16 protein-coding genes are annotated in these 17,139 nt (G+C 44.9%); 13 read left to right on the top strand and 3 right to left on the bottom strand.

The annotated features are described in order from the left end of the window. The first annotated feature begins 27 nt into the window (after positions 1-27). The 6 genes from QZY95_RS08160 to QZY95_RS08135 all read left to right on the top strand — a co-directional run bounded on the left by QZY95_RS08160 (position 28) and on the right by QZY95_RS08135 (position 4,253). A complete protein-coding gene (locus tag QZY95_RS08160) occupies positions 28-606 on the top strand; it encodes a hypothetical protein (protein ID WP_290921920.1) in 579 nt (192 codons plus the stop codon). 56 nt (positions 607-662) lie between these two features. Next, positions 663-974, top strand: coding sequence for an HMA2 domain-containing protein (locus QZY95_RS08155; RefSeq protein WP_290921917.1), 312 nt, complete (start codon positions 663-665; stop codon positions 972-974). Positions 975-1,093: 119 nt separating this feature from the next. Beyond that, entirely contained in the window at positions 1,094-1,369 is a 276-nt protein-coding gene (locus QZY95_RS08150; RefSeq protein ID WP_290921913.1) for a hypothetical protein, read from the top strand. 111 nt (positions 1,370-1,480) lie between these two features. Continuing rightward, positions 1,481-1,687: a hypothetical protein gene (locus QZY95_RS08145; RefSeq protein ID WP_290921911.1), complete on the top strand. Its 207-nt coding sequence runs from the start codon at positions 1,481-1,483 to the stop codon at positions 1,685-1,687. Then, positions 1,687-2,037: a hypothetical protein gene (locus tag QZY95_RS08140; protein WP_290921908.1), complete on the top strand. Its 351-nt coding sequence runs from the start codon at positions 1,687-1,689 to the stop codon at positions 2,035-2,037. Before QZY95_RS08145 ends, QZY95_RS08140 begins: the two co-directional genes overlap by 1 nt. Positions 2,038-2,099: 62 nt before the next feature. After that, entirely contained in the window at positions 2,100-4,253 is a 2,154-nt protein-coding gene (locus QZY95_RS08135; RefSeq protein WP_290921905.1) for a heavy metal translocating P-type ATPase, read from the top strand. A gap of 57 nt (positions 4,254-4,310) precedes the next feature. Here the strand turns inward: QZY95_RS08135 and QZY95_RS08130 are convergent, their stop codons facing one another. After that, entirely contained in the window at positions 4,311-4,745 is a 435-nt protein-coding gene (locus QZY95_RS08130; protein ID WP_290921902.1) for an HMA2 domain-containing protein, read from the bottom strand. A 205-nt stretch (positions 4,746-4,950) separates the two neighbouring features. Then, the gene (locus tag QZY95_RS08125) at positions 4,951-6,753 is read right to left on the bottom strand and encodes a SulP family inorganic anion transporter (RefSeq protein ID WP_290921899.1); all 1,803 of its coding nucleotides are present in this window, start codon (positions 6,751-6,753) and stop codon (positions 4,951-4,953) included. 412 nt (positions 6,754-7,165) lie between these two features. On the opposite strand from QZY95_RS08125, the gene QZY95_RS08120 reads away from it, so the two are divergent. Continuing rightward, positions 7,166-8,248 carry a class I SAM-dependent methyltransferase gene (locus QZY95_RS08120; protein WP_290921896.1) on the top strand — a complete coding sequence of 361 codons (1,083 nt, stop codon included), beginning with the start codon at positions 7,166-7,168 and terminating at the stop codon, positions 8,246-8,248. 264 nt (positions 8,249-8,512) lie between these two features. Here QZY95_RS08120 and QZY95_RS08115 read toward each other — a convergent pair whose 3' ends face one another. Beyond that, a complete protein-coding gene (locus QZY95_RS08115; RefSeq protein ID WP_290921893.1) occupies positions 8,513-9,271 on the bottom strand; it encodes an A24 family peptidase in 759 nt (252 codons plus the stop codon). 267 nt (positions 9,272-9,538) lie between these two features. On the opposite strand from QZY95_RS08115, the gene QZY95_RS08110 reads away from it, so the two are divergent. The 6 genes from QZY95_RS08110 (at position 9,539) to ptsP (ending at position 17,009) form a co-directional block, all read left to right on the top strand. Then, on the top strand, positions 9,539-10,285 hold the full coding sequence (locus tag QZY95_RS08110; protein ID WP_290921890.1) for a sulfite exporter TauE/SafE family protein: 747 nt from the start codon (positions 9,539-9,541) through the stop codon (positions 10,283-10,285). Between the two features lie 334 nt (positions 10,286-10,619). Then, the gene (locus tag QZY95_RS08105) at positions 10,620-11,732 is read left to right on the top strand and encodes an acyltransferase family protein (protein WP_290921887.1); all 1,113 of its coding nucleotides are present in this window, start codon (positions 10,620-10,622) and stop codon (positions 11,730-11,732) included. 46 nt (positions 11,733-11,778) lie between these two features. Continuing rightward, the gene (locus tag QZY95_RS08100) at positions 11,779-12,636 is read left to right on the top strand and encodes a DMT family transporter (RefSeq protein ID WP_365971088.1); all 858 of its coding nucleotides are present in this window, start codon (positions 11,779-11,781) and stop codon (positions 12,634-12,636) included. Between the two features lie 159 nt (positions 12,637-12,795). Next, complete coding sequence (gene dhaK / locus QZY95_RS08095; protein ID WP_290921878.1) at positions 12,796-13,902, top strand: dihydroxyacetone kinase subunit DhaK; 1,107 nt, start codon at positions 12,796-12,798, stop codon at positions 13,900-13,902. Continuing rightward, entirely contained in the window at positions 13,892-14,521 is a 630-nt protein-coding gene (gene dhaL, locus QZY95_RS08090) for a dihydroxyacetone kinase subunit DhaL (protein ID WP_290921873.1), read from the top strand. The genes dhaK and dhaL overlap by 11 nt, the downstream gene beginning before the upstream one ends. A gap of 4 nt (positions 14,522-14,525) precedes the next feature. After that, positions 14,526-17,009, top strand: a complete 2,484-nt coding sequence (gene ptsP, locus QZY95_RS08085; RefSeq protein ID WP_290921867.1) for a phosphoenolpyruvate--protein phosphotransferase — start codon at positions 14,526-14,528, stop codon at positions 17,007-17,009. Positions 17,010-17,139: the final 130 nt, after the last annotated feature.

Raw genomic sequence — 17,139 nt, 5'->3', positions numbered from 1 at the left:
CGTATTTTTATTTAGGGGTAGTTTAGTATGGTTAAAAATCTTCTTCCAAAGTCTCCTGTTGCAGCTGCGGGGCTGGGACTTCTTCTTGGTGCAGGTATTGGCGGTGTAAAAGGTTGGTTGAGCGTTAAACGCGGTGAAACAACACAGAAAGAAGCAGTTGCGGGTGCAATTAAGCAAGGTATCATGTTTGGCGGTGTTGCAGCAGTCTCAACCATGGCTTCAGGAAGCAAAGGCGGCGGTGCAGGCTTGGCAACTATGGCTGTAATGGGACTCAGCGGTGGCAGCGATGCTCTTCCTTCTATGCTGATGGGACTTTCCGGTGGAGGAGGTCGCGGCGGCGGTGGAGGTATGGGTAAAGGTGGCGGTCGTGGTGGCCAAGGTCAGCAAGGTGGCATGAAAGGCGGCTCCAACCAGTCTTCCGAATCTGTTCTGGATTCATTATCCAATGCCGTAGCAGATATGATTCTTCCTCAGAAGGCAAAAACGTTGCCTGTAGCAGAGCAAGGTGTCTTGACTCAAAATTCTGTTGAGCAGCCTGCCGTAGCGGTTGAAAGCGTTGATGAGGATACAACTCGTTCTGCGTCTTCATTGCCTGACGTACAATAATACAAAGTAGTTTTCAGCTACCATGTTTTGGCGGCGCACAAAGACTGGGGGAAAGTATGGATTTTAAGACAGTTGCTGCATTACGAAAATATCTTTCTGTAAAACATCATATTCCGGGTAGAATTCGTATAGTCTTCGACAGGTCAATCATGACAGATCCAAAGGCATTGGCGTTGGTAAAATCAGCTCCGGAAATGCCTGACGCTGTAAAGAAAACAAGCGTGAATATTTTTTCTAAGTCAGTCGTTATTGAGTATGATGCAAATCGAATTCCGCCTTCGTTACTTGAAGACCTGGTGAACGCACCAACTGATGATGCTGCCACTGAAATTGTAGAAAAATTGTATGCTCTTCTCTATGACGAATAAGCGTAGCGAAAAGTTTTTAGCCCCTGTTTTTGACAGGGGTTTTTTTATAGGAAAATATTATGTTGACGATGATAATCGTTTTCACTAAAAGGAGGGTACGAATAAACAGGAGGCACATCATGGATAGACATATTCAAGAAAAAGCAAAACGGTTTGCTGCACAGTGTGACAAAATGAATTTTGACCCTGCTGCACCTGCTTGTTCCGTTTGCGATGTGAAAAAACGCTCTCGATGTCGGGATTATGGACTGCTGCTGTCTCTTTGTGGGGTGATGGTTTGTAATCAGTTTAATCTAGGGGTCGGTCAGGCAATCTGTCATGGTGTGCTGAATGTGTTTATGAAAAATATGAATGCTAACACGTATGGAAAGAAACCTATATCGTATAGTTGTTAGTAGTAGAGTATAATGATAGAGTTTTTTTATTGATAAGCTTTTGACTGAAAGGTCTTTGCGGTAACATGTACTGCAAAGACTCTTTTTTTACCGTTGTTGGAGGTACACAGCATGAAAGAACTTTCAGAAAAATTGTTGCTGGTAGCCGCAGGCGCCGCAGTTGGCGCTGTTGGGTATCTGGCTTGGAAAAACAGGGATGAACTTCATGAACTACTCGATCTTGCTCTTGATAAGGGAAAAGAGCTTATTGAGCAGCAGGTCGAAGATTTAGGAGATCTTGTCCCCGCTGCAAATACTCCAGAGGAGGATGTTAAGTAATGGCTGTGAATAGATTGGCTTACTTTTTTGCAGGTGCAGTGCTAGGTGCTGCCGGTCTTGCAATGGTTAAGAGTGGAAAAGGACAACAGCTTGTTTCCGGCGTGATCAACGGTGGGTGTGGCTTGGCTGAAAATGTTCTTGCCCGTGTTGAGACCGTAAAGGAAGACATCGAAGATTACATGGCAGAAGTTAAGTATAAAGCAGAGCAGGCAAAAGAAAATGCGCCTGAAGCCGAAGACATAGCGGAAGAAGCAGTAATCGAAGCTCAGGAAACTGAGGAAGAAGTGGAAGTCACTCCGGAAGCTGAAGAAGAAAGCACAACTGATTCTTCAGAAAAGAAAGGTGAGTAGGGTTACTCAGTTAGACCATTGTGCGGGCTTGGTGCACAAGCACAACGAGTGGCGGAGAATACATGACGGTTATACGAAGTTTTCCGGGGCGCATCCGGTTTTCAGCGCGAACTCCTGCGGCTGTCCAGCTTTTACAACAGCAGGCAGAGTTAGCGCTTGATCAGATAGATACACAAGTCGCGGTTGAGTACAACCCTCGCACAAAACGCGGGCTGCTTACATTTGAGAAAAATAACGATCTGACACAACTTCTTATCGATGTTGTTGAAGGAATGGCGCAAACGCTGGCTGCATCCAGAATTGCAACTCAGGTGAATGATGAGACCGGAGCGTTGGTTCCTGTGGTTGTACAGGAAGACGAACCGGAAGATGAAATAGAAAATCCGGTTTGGATCATTTCTAAAAAAGTCATGAACCATTACATGACGCGTATGTTTATGCCTTTGACACTGCGTCCGTACTGGACAGCATTTAATGTTGCTCCATTGCTGTGGGAAGGTGTGAAATCGTTGCGTCAGCGTAAGCTTGACGTCAACGTGCTTGATGCTGCTGCAATTGGTGCAGCTCTTGCCATGCGCGATTTTAATACTGCTGGAACCATCAATTTGTTACTCGACATCAGTGAAACGCTGGAAGAGTGGACAAAGGAAAAATCACGTAGTGATATCGCTGCATTGTTCAGTGGTGATAAGAAACCGGTATGGGTTATGCGTGATGATGAGCCGGTAGCTATTTCATCGGATGAACTTGTTACCGGCGATCTGGTTGTTGTCCGATCAGGTTCAAGGATTCCTGTTGATGGCATTGTTGCGGACGGGACAGCATTAGTGAACCAGTCTTCAATGACTGGGGAACCGCTTGCCGTTGAGAAGAGTGTTGAAGCGGAAGTCTATGCGGGAACAGTTGTCGAGGAAGGGCGTATTATTGTGTACGCACAGTCTGTCGGCAATGATACTCGCTTTGCTAAGATTGCCCGTATCTTGACGGAATCAGACGAACGCAAAGCGGATATCCACAGTCAGGCCGTGCAGATGGCTGATAAGATTGTGCCGTTCTCCTTCATCCTCTCAGGGATAGTGTATGCCGTTACCCGAAATGTAACGCAGGCTGCGGCCGTTCTGCTTGCAGATTACTCATGCGCAATTAAGCTTGCTACTCCGTTGGCAGTCCGTTCTGCCATGCTTGAGGCAGCACATAATGGTGCTGTTATCAAGGGCGGAAAGTATCTTGAGCAGCTTGCAGGGTTAGACGCTATTGTTCTTGATAAAACAGGCACGTTAACGGAAGCGCGGCCAGAAGTTGTTCGTATCTGTGCTTTGAATGGGTACTCAGAAGAGTTTGTATTGCAACAGGCGGCATGCATGGAAGAACATTTTCCGCATCCGGTTGCAGATGCAATTGTTCGAAAAGCGGACGAAGCAGGGCTTGTACATTCTGAAGATCACGCTGAAGTAGAATACATCCTTGCACACGGTATTGCTACAACACTGGATGGGCATCGAACCATTCTTGGCAGTAAGCATTTTGTGAATGAGGATGAAGGCATTTCGTTTGAAAATGCTGAAGATGTGATTGCAGAGTGTTCAGGTGCCGGACTTTCTTTGTTGTATTTTGCATGCGGGAATGAGCTTGCCGGTGTTATTGCAATCAAAGACCCTGTACGAGACGATGCCGCTGAGTTTATCCGTAAACTGGAAGACATGGACGTAGAACGCATTATCATGCTTACAGGTGACGGAGAAGAAACAGCTGCTTCAGTTGCGGCGGATCTTGATATCCAAGAGTACTATGCACAGGCTCTTCCGGATGAAAAAACGTCTTTAATAAACAACTTGCGTGAGCAGGGGTACACTGTCGCGATGGTTGGCGACGGAATTAATGATTCTGCTGCATTAACTACAGCGGATGTCGGTGTTTCCATGAAGCACGGTGCAGATATTGCCCGTGAAGCGTGTGATGTAATGTTGACAGGTGAAAGGCTCGATAGTCTGACTGATGCAATGGACATATCAAAGCGTACCATGCGCCGCATTAAACGGAACTTTATGTTTATTGTGGCAAGTAACACGTTGTTTATCGGACTTGGTGTTACCGGCATTATCACTCCGGCGTTAATGGCGCTGCTGCATAACTCAGGTACTGTTTTAACATGTGTTCATTCAATGCGGCCAATGTTACCGGAGCGTCGTGCTCCTCAGTTGGCTATATCTGAATAGATGCAACTACGAAGTTAAAAAGAAAGAGCCATGCGTTTTCGCATGGCTCTTTTGTTATTATGAAAAGAGTGTTCGCTTGTTCTGGTACAAATGAGCTGCAAGTAAGGTTAGCCAAACGCCACCCGCTATTGCATGTCCCTTTTCTGAAATGGTCAGCATACCTAACGTTACCAGTCCTGCTCCCATAAGACCGCGTTTGATGATGCGTCGTCCCTTTCGTCCGGAAACTGCACGATTTAGTTCGCGAAGTTTCTCTTTCACCTCTTCAGGATCAAGTCCTAATGACGTGACAATAGTAGAGAAGAGTTGTTCTGCCTGAACTTTTGCACGGTCAAACAGTACAAGAACGCTCCCGACGCGCTTGTTAATAGCTACTTTTGCAACCCCTTTTGTTTTTGCTAATGCGCTTTTTACTGCGTCTGCACGCTCATCAAGCTTAAGGGATTCGCATCGAAATCGGAATCGTGCGTGGTGTACGGCTGTTGTGCTCATAGTAGTAACTCCTTGTGCTACCGATACAGTACGTGAAATTTATTTGTCACAAAGTATTATATACTAACTCGGTTCTCTCTTTGCATGCATATAGCATTTTTTGCTTTCATTGCAAGACGATAAGATAATAGCAGTGCGAACGATATTTGTTTTCAGTTTCAAGGGTACTTGCTGATTCATGTACGTACTTTATTCTGTACAGTGGTTAATTGAATTCAGAGCACGGAGTAAATTTGTGTAATTGTGGCGATACCTTTGTCATACGAGTAGGGCATTCATCAAAGATGCGTGCAGTACAATTAACACACTTACTGGTGTCCACAGCTGCGGCAAGTTTTTTGATGGCTACACGCTTATTAGGGAAGAGATGATCCGGCCCGAACTGCTTGAGCACTCCGGCACGTTTAAGCATTCCGCGTACTTCTTTATTAAGCGAGCAGAGGTACATTTCACATCCTTTTTCACGAAAAGCATCCCGTTCTGCTGCAAACATTTCACACCCTGCAATGTCGATGAAGGTTACAGCCTTGAGTACGACCAACAGTTTGGTTTGAGTCGGGCATTCATCAATTTCTTTGTGAAGGCTCTCAACAATGTTGTTTGTTGCGCCAAAGAAAATTTCTCCGCGTAATCGAACAATTTTAATTTGTGGGCATTCTCGAATTTTTTCACTTGTCACTTCAACAAAAGAGGAAATTCCTGCTTCATCACGTTGAAGAGTAATTGATGCCAGCTCTGGATGTGATGTCTTGTTGATATAGAGTAACAAGGAAAGAACAACACCGACGTAAATTGCAAATTCAAGGTGCAGAAAAAGCGTCGCTAAAAGCGTTACGATCATAACGCCGAATTCTTGGCGGCTTGTCTTCATGATGCTTTTAATGTGGTGGAAATCGATTAGCTTGAAAGCAACAACCATCAGTACTCCAGCCATTGCAGGAATCGGAAGGTAGGCTGTTACAGGAGCGATAAGCAGCAATATGCCTGTAAGGAAGCACGCTGCAAATACCGCTGCAGCGGGGGTACGAGCACCGGCTGTATAGTTTACACCGGTTCGGGTGAAGGAACCGGAAGCAGCATAGCAAGAGAAAAAGCTGCCGATAATATTTGAGAGTCCCTGTCCGATGAATTCCTGATTTGTATCGATATGTTGTTTGGACTGCATTGCAACTGATCGGGCAATGGAAACAGCTTCTGTTAATCCTAAGATGGCAATGGCAAGAGCGCTGGAGCCAAGAAGGTGTACAGTATCCATGGAAAGGTGAGGAACCACAAATTGTGGAAGCTGAGACGGGAGTGCGCCGACAAGTTTGATGCCTGCATCAGCTCCACCAAAAACAAGCGCCGCAATACTGCCGGAGATAAGAGCAATAAGCATACCGGGGAGCTTAGGTGCAACTTTTTGTAGGAGAACAGAAACAAGCAGTGCGATAAGAGCAATAGCAAGGGCTGGGGTGCTTATTTCACCCAAGTTGTTAAGAAGATACGGAACCTTTTCGTAAAATGCTGAGCCTGAAGGAAATGTGACGCCGGTTAAGTTACCAAGTTGGCTGAAGCCGATAAGTACGGCGGCTCCTGCTGTGAAGCCGACCACAACGGAATGCGAGACAAAATTGACCAGTGTTCCCAATTTCACCAGACCAAACAGGAACTGGATAATCCCTGTCAGAAGAGTAAGAGAAAAGGCAGCCCCGATATATTCTTCGGAAAACGGAGAATAAAACTGGCTCAAATTTTCATAGATAACAAGAGAGATAGCCGTCGTCGGGCCGGAAATAAGGTGGCGCGATGAGCCATACAAAGCGGCAACAATAGCTGGAACAATGGCAGAGTATAGCCCGAATTCCGGTGGCAGCCCTGCAATAGCTGCAAAGGCGACACCTTGAGGGAGTACGATAATAGCCCCACTCAGCCCTGCGTTTAAGTCCAGTTTAAGCGTTTCTTTGGTAAACGTTTGTATCCAGCTGAGAAATGGAAATAATTTTGTGTAGATTGAAGCTGTAACCACCGGAGTATCCTTCTTAACGCTTAAGTTACTTTAACAGAGGGTGACTAAGACAAAAATTCGTATCAACGATCTGTCAAAACAGTGTAATAAAAGACGGTTGCTAGGGCAGAGTTTCAACATACTGTGTGTTCAAATGAAAATCAGAAGAGAAAGTTTTCATTTTGTAATCAGTTCAAACAGGAAAGCCGTTGAGTTGTATGCGGTACAAGTGTCGCCCTTCTTCATGAATATATAGTTAATAAGCGATTCAAACTATTTCAAAATTCTTATCGTATTCATGAGAAAAATTGAGGAGTAGGCTGCTCTGTTTTTTTGCTTGTAACTATAGTGTGTTGAGTCATTGTAAGAGAGGTGGTACTTCCATTGTTCCGAATATTTTTACGTACTTTCTGCAATGTTGAGGAGAGGACTAATGGAAGCTTCTGCAAAGAAAACCGAACAGTTTAGTCAAAAACTGAGTGATATCCTGAATTACGGAGCATTAAACACAGCAATGGGCATCGGTTATGCCTGTGGTGCATTTGAAGCTCTTTCAAAATTTGATGAACCTGCCCCGTGTGAATCAATTGCCATGCAAGGCGGTTTAGACGAGCGTTATCTCAAAGAATGGCTGGGAGTCATGGTCACAGGAGGAATAGTCGAAGTTTTTGAAGAAGATGATGACGAGTTCTACATGTTGCCAAAGGAATATGTACCGCTTCTAACCCGGGGCGGAGGCAATTCCAATATGGGCGTATATACTCAGGAGATTCCTCTTCTCACTCATTGTGCTTTTAATGAAATTCAGTCTGGAATGCGTACTGGTGATGGGGTTGGATATGAACAGTATCAGCCCTTTTATGCCTTTATGGAAGAGCTAGCGAATGCAAAACATGAGCAGGTGTTGATTGATACCTTTCTGCCGTCTGTTCAGGGTGGAGCTATCGTAGAGCGACTGCATCAGGGGATTACTGTTTGTGATATAGGTTGTGCTGACGGATTGGTTTTGAACCTGATGGCTCAGGCATTTCCTCATTCAAAATTTGTCGGATTTGATATTGATGAGAAAAGTATTCGCAAAGCTGAACAACGCGCTGCTGCTTCAGGTCTCACCAATGTGATATTTACGCTTCAGGATGCCGGTGCAGAAGTGGTTGAGGCGGAACAGTTTGACTATATTATGGCTTTTGATGCAATCCATGATCAAACAAGACCTTTTGAAGCATTGAAAAATATTCAATTAATGCTCAAGTCTGGAGGTGTGTTTTCTATGGTAGACATCAAAGCAAGTTCATCTGTCATGCAGAATAAGAATCATCCTATGGGCGCCTTTTTGTATACCGTGAGTTTAATGCATTGCATGCCAGTTGGCTTGGTGAATGATGGGATGGGGCTGGGAATGATGTGGGGAAAAGAACAGGCATTGGCATTATGTGAGGCCGCTGGGTTTAGTTCTGTCGAGGTTACTGATATTCCAGAAGATGGCTTTAATAGTCACTACTTATGCCATAAATAAACAGACCGCAGGCATAACGGGAAGGTATGCCCACGGCCTTTGAATCCCCCAATGGGAATTCAAAAACAACGGAAAAGACAGAGGTGCAGATAATCTATTCCGTTGTTGTCAATCTGGTTGGATTACTTGATGAAAATTTGTGAAGTGAACATAATCCGTATCATAGAGTCGAAACGGAATATAGACCATGTTCCTCGATAATATGTTTAATTCTAATAAAAAATGTAAGGAAACGCTGACGGACTGAAGGTTCATCAGCGTTTTTTAATGGCGTAGAAAGAACGTTATCTGTTCTCCGTACAAGTACGTAATACCGGCTCCTACGGCGAGGAATGGGCCAAATGGTATGTATCGTGTAGAAATATTGGAAGATCCTTTCGTCGTGATGAGTGTGAAGAGAAGGGCGCAGATACTGGCGATGAGGATGAATGTTGAAAGTTGATGTATCCCTGTCATTGCTCCGAGCATTAACATAAATTTTACATCGCCAAGTCCCAGCCCGTCACGTTTGCGTATTAATTTGTAGAGTGCGGCTATTGCCCACATGGAAAAGGCTCCAATAGAGCCGCCTAGAAGTGCTTGTCGAAAATCGACATGAAGGATGCCGGTGTAGCTTGCAGCAAGAACGATAATAGCACCGGAATAGGTTAGTACATCTGGAAGAATAAATGTCCGTAAGTCAATAGCAGAAGCAACGATACAGATGCCCCCGATAAGTAGCAAAAGAAGCCATTCAGCATAGCTGGAAGCACCTGATATTGCCAGAATACTCCATACCATAGATATGAGTTCCAGTGACGGATAGAACAGTGAAATTTTAGTGTGGCAATGTTTGCAGTGCCCTTTTTGTATCAGAAAACTAACGAGGGGAATATTTTCAGAAATACCTAACGGTACCTTGCAGTTTGGACATTGAGATCGGACGGGATAAAAAATGGAAGCTTCTGTCCCGTAACGACTTACGCAAACAGAGTAAAAACTTCCTAAAATGAGACCAGTGATTGCTGCAAATAATACGTACATTGTTTAATGCCTTTATTTTTATGAAATAGTATGTGTGCTTTGGCATGATGAAGGGGCGTTGTCCACCCTTGCAGGGCATCTCTTTATAGCATCTTGGCAGCATTAGATAAAAATCTGAGCTCTTGTTTTGTTACGTTCAGATGATACGTATCCATAGTTTTAAGCTATGACAAATCTCATAAATTAGTATTTAACATTTTACCTTTTTTATCCCAAAGTGCTCGCAGTTATTAACGGCCTGATGAAGTTCAGGCGACGGAGTATATAATGGAACATTTGCTTTTTGTAGCACTGTGCTGGGGCATCGGTGGTTTTATTAATGGTATCGCCGGATTTGGTGCTGCACTTATTGCTATGCCGCTTGTAACCTCAATGGTTCCTTTGCGACTTGCTGTGCCGAGTTGTACTATTTTAGGTGTGGCTTTATGTATTCAAATGGTGTGGACGTACCGTAAGCATATTGATTTTGACCGTCTCAAGCCGATTTATGTGGGAACTGTACCCGGAGCATTCGTAGGGATTTCCATGATGCAGGAGTTGCCTGCTCATTATCTTAAGCTTGGAATGGGAGTCTTTTTGCTTATCTATGCCTTGTGGGGACTTTTCTTTGAAGGAAAGCAGCAGAAGGTTATTCATAAAGGGTGGGGCGTTGTTGCTGGGTTTTGTTCCACAGCAATCAGTTCTTCAATTGGTATGGGCGGGCCGCCGACCATCGTCTATACGTCACTTGCAGGCTGGGCAAAAGACACTGTAAAAGCAGGAATTGCCAGTTATTTCATTGTGTCCGGTATTCTCGTAATTTCTTTACAAACATATGCTGGAATTCAGACTAAAGAAACTGTCCTGATGTTTGCTGCTGCGGCTCCTTCGGTTTTGATAGGAGTGCGACTTGGCGTGCTCTTTTCTAGGAGAATAGGTGAATTTACATACAGAAAGGTGCTTTTCGGTATGCTTGCGTTTATGGCCTGCATTATTTTGAAGAGTGCTGTTACACAATTTGCTGCGCTTGCGTAACATCTTAAAATTAATAAAATTTACGTCGTATATGTTGATGAATAAAAGTAATTATCCGTCTAGCTACGGTGATTGCTGCTGATCGTAGTTTTTTTCGTCCGCGATATGAGCTTTATTCTTAGCGTGCTTTGTTTCCTAGCAAACAAAGCACGCTTTTTTGTTTTTGTGTAACGACACGTTATTTTTGTAACAAACTGAAAAAACAGTGAAAAATAAAAAATAACTTGCTCGTGAGTCTTTTATTCTTTTATAGCAAGTAGGTGTGTAAGGAGGGGCACTTTCTCTTTTGTGGTGGAAGAGGTGCAAAAATAGATGTGAGACAAGGAGGTGTTTTATGAAGAGCAGTCGTTTATATTTTTTAGATAATTTTCGTGCGACTGTTATTTTTATCGTTGTTTTGATGCATGTATCACTGTCCTATATGATGTATGCTCCTTCATGGTGGTACGTGGTAGATCCAGAGCGCAGTATCTTTTTTACCATGATTGTTGCATTGTCTGACGTGCCGATTATGCACGTGATGTTCTTCATTGCAGGGTATTTTGCGCTGCCGTCGCTTAACAGGCACGGTCTGAATGTTTTTCTGGAACAAAAAATATGGCGTATTTTCCTACCATGGTTAATTGCCATTGTCTTTATTGTCCCACATACAGCATTTATGATTCCGTTTACGAGGAATGTTCCGGTAGATTTCTTTACCTTCTACACAAAAACTTTTTGGACAGAAGCGTTTCAGCACTCAGTTTACTGGTTCCTTTCAACGTTGTTCTGGATGTTTGTCGGTCTGGCTCTCGTTTGGAAATGTGTGCCGGCATTGCGCAACAGCAAGCGGGTAACCAAAAAGGTGCCGTTATGGCTCTTCCCGATGTTTATCGTTGTGACAGGAACAACGTTTTTTATTGCGTTACAGTTTTATCCTCTTGATGGCTGGTTTTTTACCTACCTCATTTCGTTCCAACAGGAACGTATTGTCATGCAGATACTGTACTTCAGCTTAGGAATCTGGGCGTGGAAGTCTAATTGGTTTATTGAGGGCGGATATTCTCCCCGTAAACGTTTCTGGGTTCCTCTTCTGCTCGTAGCAATGGTTATCTACATCAATGTGAAATTAGCTTTTGCAACTTCACAAGTGCCGCTGATGGAACGTCAGTTCTATTTGGCGTGTATCTTTTCGGTGTACTGCTTTGCTTTCCTTATGGCAGGGTTGGCTGTCTTTAAAACATGGATTAACGGAAACGGACGGTTCTGGAGCTCAGCAGCAAGGAATTCCTACGGGATTTATTACCTGCACGGACTGATAGCGTATTGGTCTGTTTACGCGCTTATTCCGGTTGGATGGTCAATTTATACAAAGGCTGCTTTGATCTTTACTGTAACCATGGCTGGTTGCTGGTTCCTTACTGCAAATGTTTTGCGTAAGGCTCCGGGGTTAAAGCGCATGTTTTAACATTTGAGGGAGAGAAACAGAAATGATGGTGTATGGAAAGTTAATCATGACCGCGTTTTTTTGGGGAGGCACATTCGTAGCAGGTCGTATGCTTGCAGGTGGAATGGGGGCATTCTCCGCTGCGTTCTTGCGCTTTTTAACAGCATCAATCTGTCTTGTTTGGTTTATGTACTCACGAGCCGGTGGATTGCCTGTTCTGGATAAAAAAGGATGGGTCGGCGTCTGCCTTTTAGGGGCAACCGGCGTCTTCGCCTATAACGCATTCTTTTTTACTGGATTGCAGACAGTACCTGCCGGCAGGGCTGCAGTTATTGTTTCAACAAATCCGATCTTCATAACCTTGCTTGCAGCGCTCTTTTTTGGAGAAAAGTTGACGCCGCGTAAGGGGGTGGGGATATGCCTTTCTGTAACTGGAGCTACTATTGCAATTTCTCGTGGAGATCCGGTTTCATTATTTTCCGGAGGGCTCAGCAGCGGGGATTTAGCGATTTTTGGTGGTGTAGCCAGTTGGATTGCCTATTCTTTGTTAGGAAAACGTATGATGGGCTTTTTAACACCGCATGCTGCAATTACCTATTCTTGCATTACAGGGACAATCATGTTGTTTCCCTTTGCCTTATATGAAGGCTTGGTAGGAGACTTTGCCAGTTATACAGTTTCTCATTTTATGTGCATTCTTTATCTGGGTGTGTTGGGAACTGTGGTTGGTTTTACATGGTTTTATGAGGCAATTAACGAGATAGGTGCATCTAGAGCTTCTGTTTTCATTAACTTTGTTCCGGTTGCAGCTATTCTTTCGGGATGGTTCTTTCTTGGAGAACCGTTGTCGATATCCTTGCTTGCAGGGGTATCGCTGGTTGTTACAGGTGTATATTTAACCAACTCAGCCAACAACAAAGCATAGTGTGCTTTAGAAACAATTGGGCTGTCCGTTCCGCGGGCAGCCCTTTTTTGTGGATTATTTCTAGAAAAGGAGCAGATAATCCACGATTTCGTGTGAACATCCATGGTAGTATAGCTGTCTCTTGTAAAGATGCACCTTCAGTTAACTCCGGAGATTCTCATGAAAAAGCTTATTAATAATCCCTCTGATGTGGTGAATGAACAATTGCTTGGGCTGGCAGCAGCACATCCGGAGCTTCATTTAAGCTTGGCGCCACGGTATGTATGTCGAAAGGATATTCCTCAAGGCAAGGTTGCGGTGGTCTCAGGTGGAGGAAGTGGACATGATCCGCTTCATTGCGGGTACGTCGGGTTCGGTATGTTGGATGGTGCCTGCCCTGGAGAAATTTTCACATCGCCCACCCCAGATCAGATGTATGAGTGTGCAAAGCATGTTGATAGAGGTGCCGGCGTGTTGTTTATTGTTAAGAATTATACAGGAGATGTGCTTAATTTTGAAACATCTGCCGAGCTGTGCAAAATGGACGGTATTCAGGTTCAATGCATTTTGATTGATGATGATGTGGCCGTGAAAGGCGGTGGGCACACCTCAGGGAGACGTGGGGTAGGTCTTACAGTACTTGCGGAAAAAATTGTAGGCGCAGCGGCTCAGGCAGGGTATTCTTTAGGAGCATGCGCTGATCTTTGCAGGCGGATAAATCAAAATGGTCGTTCCATGGGGGTCGCACTGAGTTCATGCATTATACCAGAAGCAGGTGAGACAACGTTTTTGCTGGATAATGATGAGATCGAACTGGGTATTGGGATTCATGGTGAGCAGGGCGTAGAGCGTAGGTGCATGGCGTCAGTAGATATCCTTGTCGAGTTGATGGTTGAACATATTTTTTCAGATCCAGAATATGTACGTGTTGCTCGTGAAATGAATTCAGCTTCCGGTGAATGGGAGGACGTACAGTTGGTAAGCACACCGTTTTCCCGTGGTGAGTCGTTTATTGTGCTTGTAAATGGAATGGGCGGTACACCGCCTGGCGAACTGTATGGTGTATACCGAAAATTCGCAGAGCTGTGTGATGAAAAAGGTGTGAGTATTAAACGGAATCTGGTTGGGACGTACATATCATCATTGGAGATGCAGGGGTGCTCAATAACTATGCTGCGTGCTGATGATGAGATGGTAAGATTATGGGATGCCCGTGCGGTTACACCGGGACTGTGTTTTCCTTCTTGTGATGATGTAACATCATGTGGAACGAGCAATGCTGACTAAAAAGAATGTGTTGATCTGGTTTGAAAAATCCGCAGATGCCATGGCGGAACATAAGCAGGAGCTGCATCTTTTAGATGCAGCAATTGGTGATGGGGATCATGGTATTAATATGAACAGAGGGTTTGGAAAATTAGCTCTTGAATTACCGGTGATGGGTGCCATGACCTTGCAGGAAATATTTAAACATGCGGGCATGGTGCTGCTTTCGACTGTAGGGGGAGCGAGCGGGCCCTTATACGGAACGCTTTTTTTGAAAGGCGCAGCAACCGTTGGAACCTCAGAAGCTCTTGATGCTTCGGCTGTTCTGACTTTTTTTGATGCAGGAGTGGAAGGGCTTGTTGCCCGAGGAAGAACAGAAGAAAATGATAAGACTATGTATGATGTTTGGGCGCCCGTTTTGCGGGAGTACGAATTGTGTCTGGAAGCTGAAATGGAATTTGTTGAGATTTTGGCTGCCTGCGTCTGTGCTGCGGAGGTAGGTATGAAAGCAACAATTCCTATGCTGGCTCGAAAAGGTCGTGCCAGCTATCTTGGCGAACGAAGTATCGGGCATCAGGACCCCGGCGCGACATCATCCTATTATCTGATTAATGCGTTGTATGAGAGTATAAGAGAGTAATACTATGGTTGGTTTAGTCTTAGTTTCCCATAGCAAGCGCCTTGTCTCCGGTATTCTTGATGTTGTTGAACAAATGACACAGGGCACTGTTCCGGTTGTTGTGGCTGCAGGTTCGGGCGATGACGATAACCCAATTGGAACGAATCCGCTTGTCGTGTTGAGTGCGATAGAAACAGCACAGCAGGGTGATGGCGTGATCGTTCTTATGGATTTCGGCAGCGCTGTGATCACTGCGGAGACTGCCGTTGATTTACTTCCCGATGATGAGCAAAAAAATGTATTTTTAAGTCCTGCACCATTCGTGGAGGGCTCTCTTGCTGCAGCCGTTCAAATTTCTTTGGGGGAAAATATAGAAACAATTTTAAAAGAAATTGCTTCAATTATTCCTACAAAAGCCAAGCGGCTAGGCATAGATTCTGATGGTTTGTATGCTGCAACAAAAAACAAAGAAATGCCGCCTCCACGGGATAAAAGCGAAGAAATTTCTATTGTTATTCCTAATCAGCTGGGGCTTCATGCTCGTCCCGCAGCACGTATAGCCGGAACATTGGGCGGGTATGTTGCAGATGTTTGGCTTATTCGTGGATCGGAAAGCGCGAATGCTCGCTCGTTGAACCAAGTCACCATGCTTACGGTACAACAGGGGGAGACAGTTCAATTCAGGGCGCAAGGGGCTGATTCTAAAGATGCCCTTTCTGCTTTGCTGGCATTGGCAAGTGAGAACTTTGGTGATGTAGATAAACCGGACTTTCGACTGCGTGGTGCAAGTATGTCTCAAGGTGGCATTGCGGCCGCTCCCGGGAGCGCATTGGGGCCTATTGTCTGGTACAGACCAACGCTACCGGAAATTGAACGGACAACTGTTGCGGATTCTGAAGGCGAAATGGTGCGCTTAGCTGAAGCAATTGCTATGGCACGGATTGAATTGGCAGAGCTTGAACATAAAGCTTCTGGCAGTGCAGATTCCGCAGAGGAGGCAGAGTTTTTTGCGTTACACAGTATGTTGCTTGATGACCCGTATATCACGTGCTCAGCTCACGATTTGATGACCAAGTCTAAATACAATGCAGAGTCTGCATGGGCAGAGACCATTGAAAAGACAATGGAACGATATCGTACTCTTCAGAATGAGTATGTACGTGGAAGAGCAGCAGATGTTCTGGATGTAGGCGCTCGGGTGTTACGCGCTCTTACAGGAGAAGAATTTCATGGGCCGGAGATAACAGAGCCATCTATTCTTGTTGCGAGCGACCTTGGTCCATCCGACATGGTTGATCTTGATAAAGAGAAGGTGCTTGGCATTGTGACGCAGGAAGGCGGCGCAACATCTCATGTTGCCGTGTTTGCGCGTGCTCTTAAGATTCCGGCAGTAGCCGGTGTAAAAGCATTGGTGGAATCATTGTTAAACGGAGATATTGTCGGATTGAATGGCTCGACCGGCGAGGTGTGGATTTCTCCGGATTCAAGACAGCGAGAGAAAATTGCACAGTTGCGTGCTCAATGGGACGAGCATTTACAGGAAATTCGTTCAAAGGCCGTTGAGCCTGCTGTTACTCGTGACGGAAAGAGTGTGCGCGTTGAGGTTAACGTTAACTCTGCTGATACCATACAGGATTCTCTAATAGCCGGTGCGGATGGTATTGGCATTTTGCGTACTGAATATTTGTATTTGAACAGAGACAGTGCACCCTCAGAAGAAGAACAGTACCGTGTTTATTCTACAGCGGCTGGGCTGCTGGAAGGAGAGCCGCTTGTTATTGCAACGGCAGACTTAGGTGGAGAAAATGCGTTGCCGTATCTGGAGAGTGATTCGACAGAGCGTAACATTTGTTTTGATAAACGAGGCGTACGATACAGTCTTGCCCATAAGAGTATGTTCTTAGAACAGGTTAAGGCTCTTTTGCGTACAGCTGCCGCGTACCCCATCAAAATGCTGATCCCCATGGTTTCTCAATTGACAGAGTTACGCGAAGTTTATGGAATCATAAATGAAGCGCGGGCGATGCTGAAAAAGGAAGGCGTACCTTGTGCTGCTAATGTGGAGGTCGGTGTTGTTATTGAAGTGCCGTCATCAGTATTTTTGGCTGATCAATTAGCGCGTGAAGCAGATTTCTTTGTTTTAGGCGGAGATGATCTCGCTCGGTATGTCATGGTGTATGACGCAAAAAATTCTGTTCTTGGTACTGAGTATACAGAATTACATCCCGCGATACTTAGAATTGTTCGTGACATAATCCGCATTGCTCATGATGCAGAAATTCCGGTGAGCGTTGGTGGTGAGATTACAAGTAATTTGCAAGCTGTGTTTGTGCTTGTAGGCTTGGGAGTGGATTCGCTTGCGGTATCGGCGACCTCATTGGAGCAGACAAAGGATTTGATTCGGACAATTGTGACTGCTGATGCCAGAGAGGTTGCATTGGAAGCGATGGAGCTACCGGATGCTAATAGCGTAAAGACTTTGATATCAATGCATTGCTGCATGTTGTGATGGATGCATATTTTATGAGTGTGCGGCTCTATGGGGCGTATGCTTGTGTCGTGTATTTACCAATAGAAAAAACCCACTTGCTGCCAGGTGGGTTTTTCTGTCTTGGTTGTCTCTAAAATGCGTGGGGTAA

Source organism: Halodesulfovibrio sp. (assembly GCF_015482765.1).
Classification (GTDB): domain Bacteria; phylum Desulfobacterota; class Desulfovibrionia; order Desulfovibrionales; family Desulfovibrionaceae; genus Halodesulfovibrio.
The sequence above is the reverse complement of the archived record's forward strand: the minus strand, read 5'-3'. Positions and strand labels throughout refer to the sequence as shown.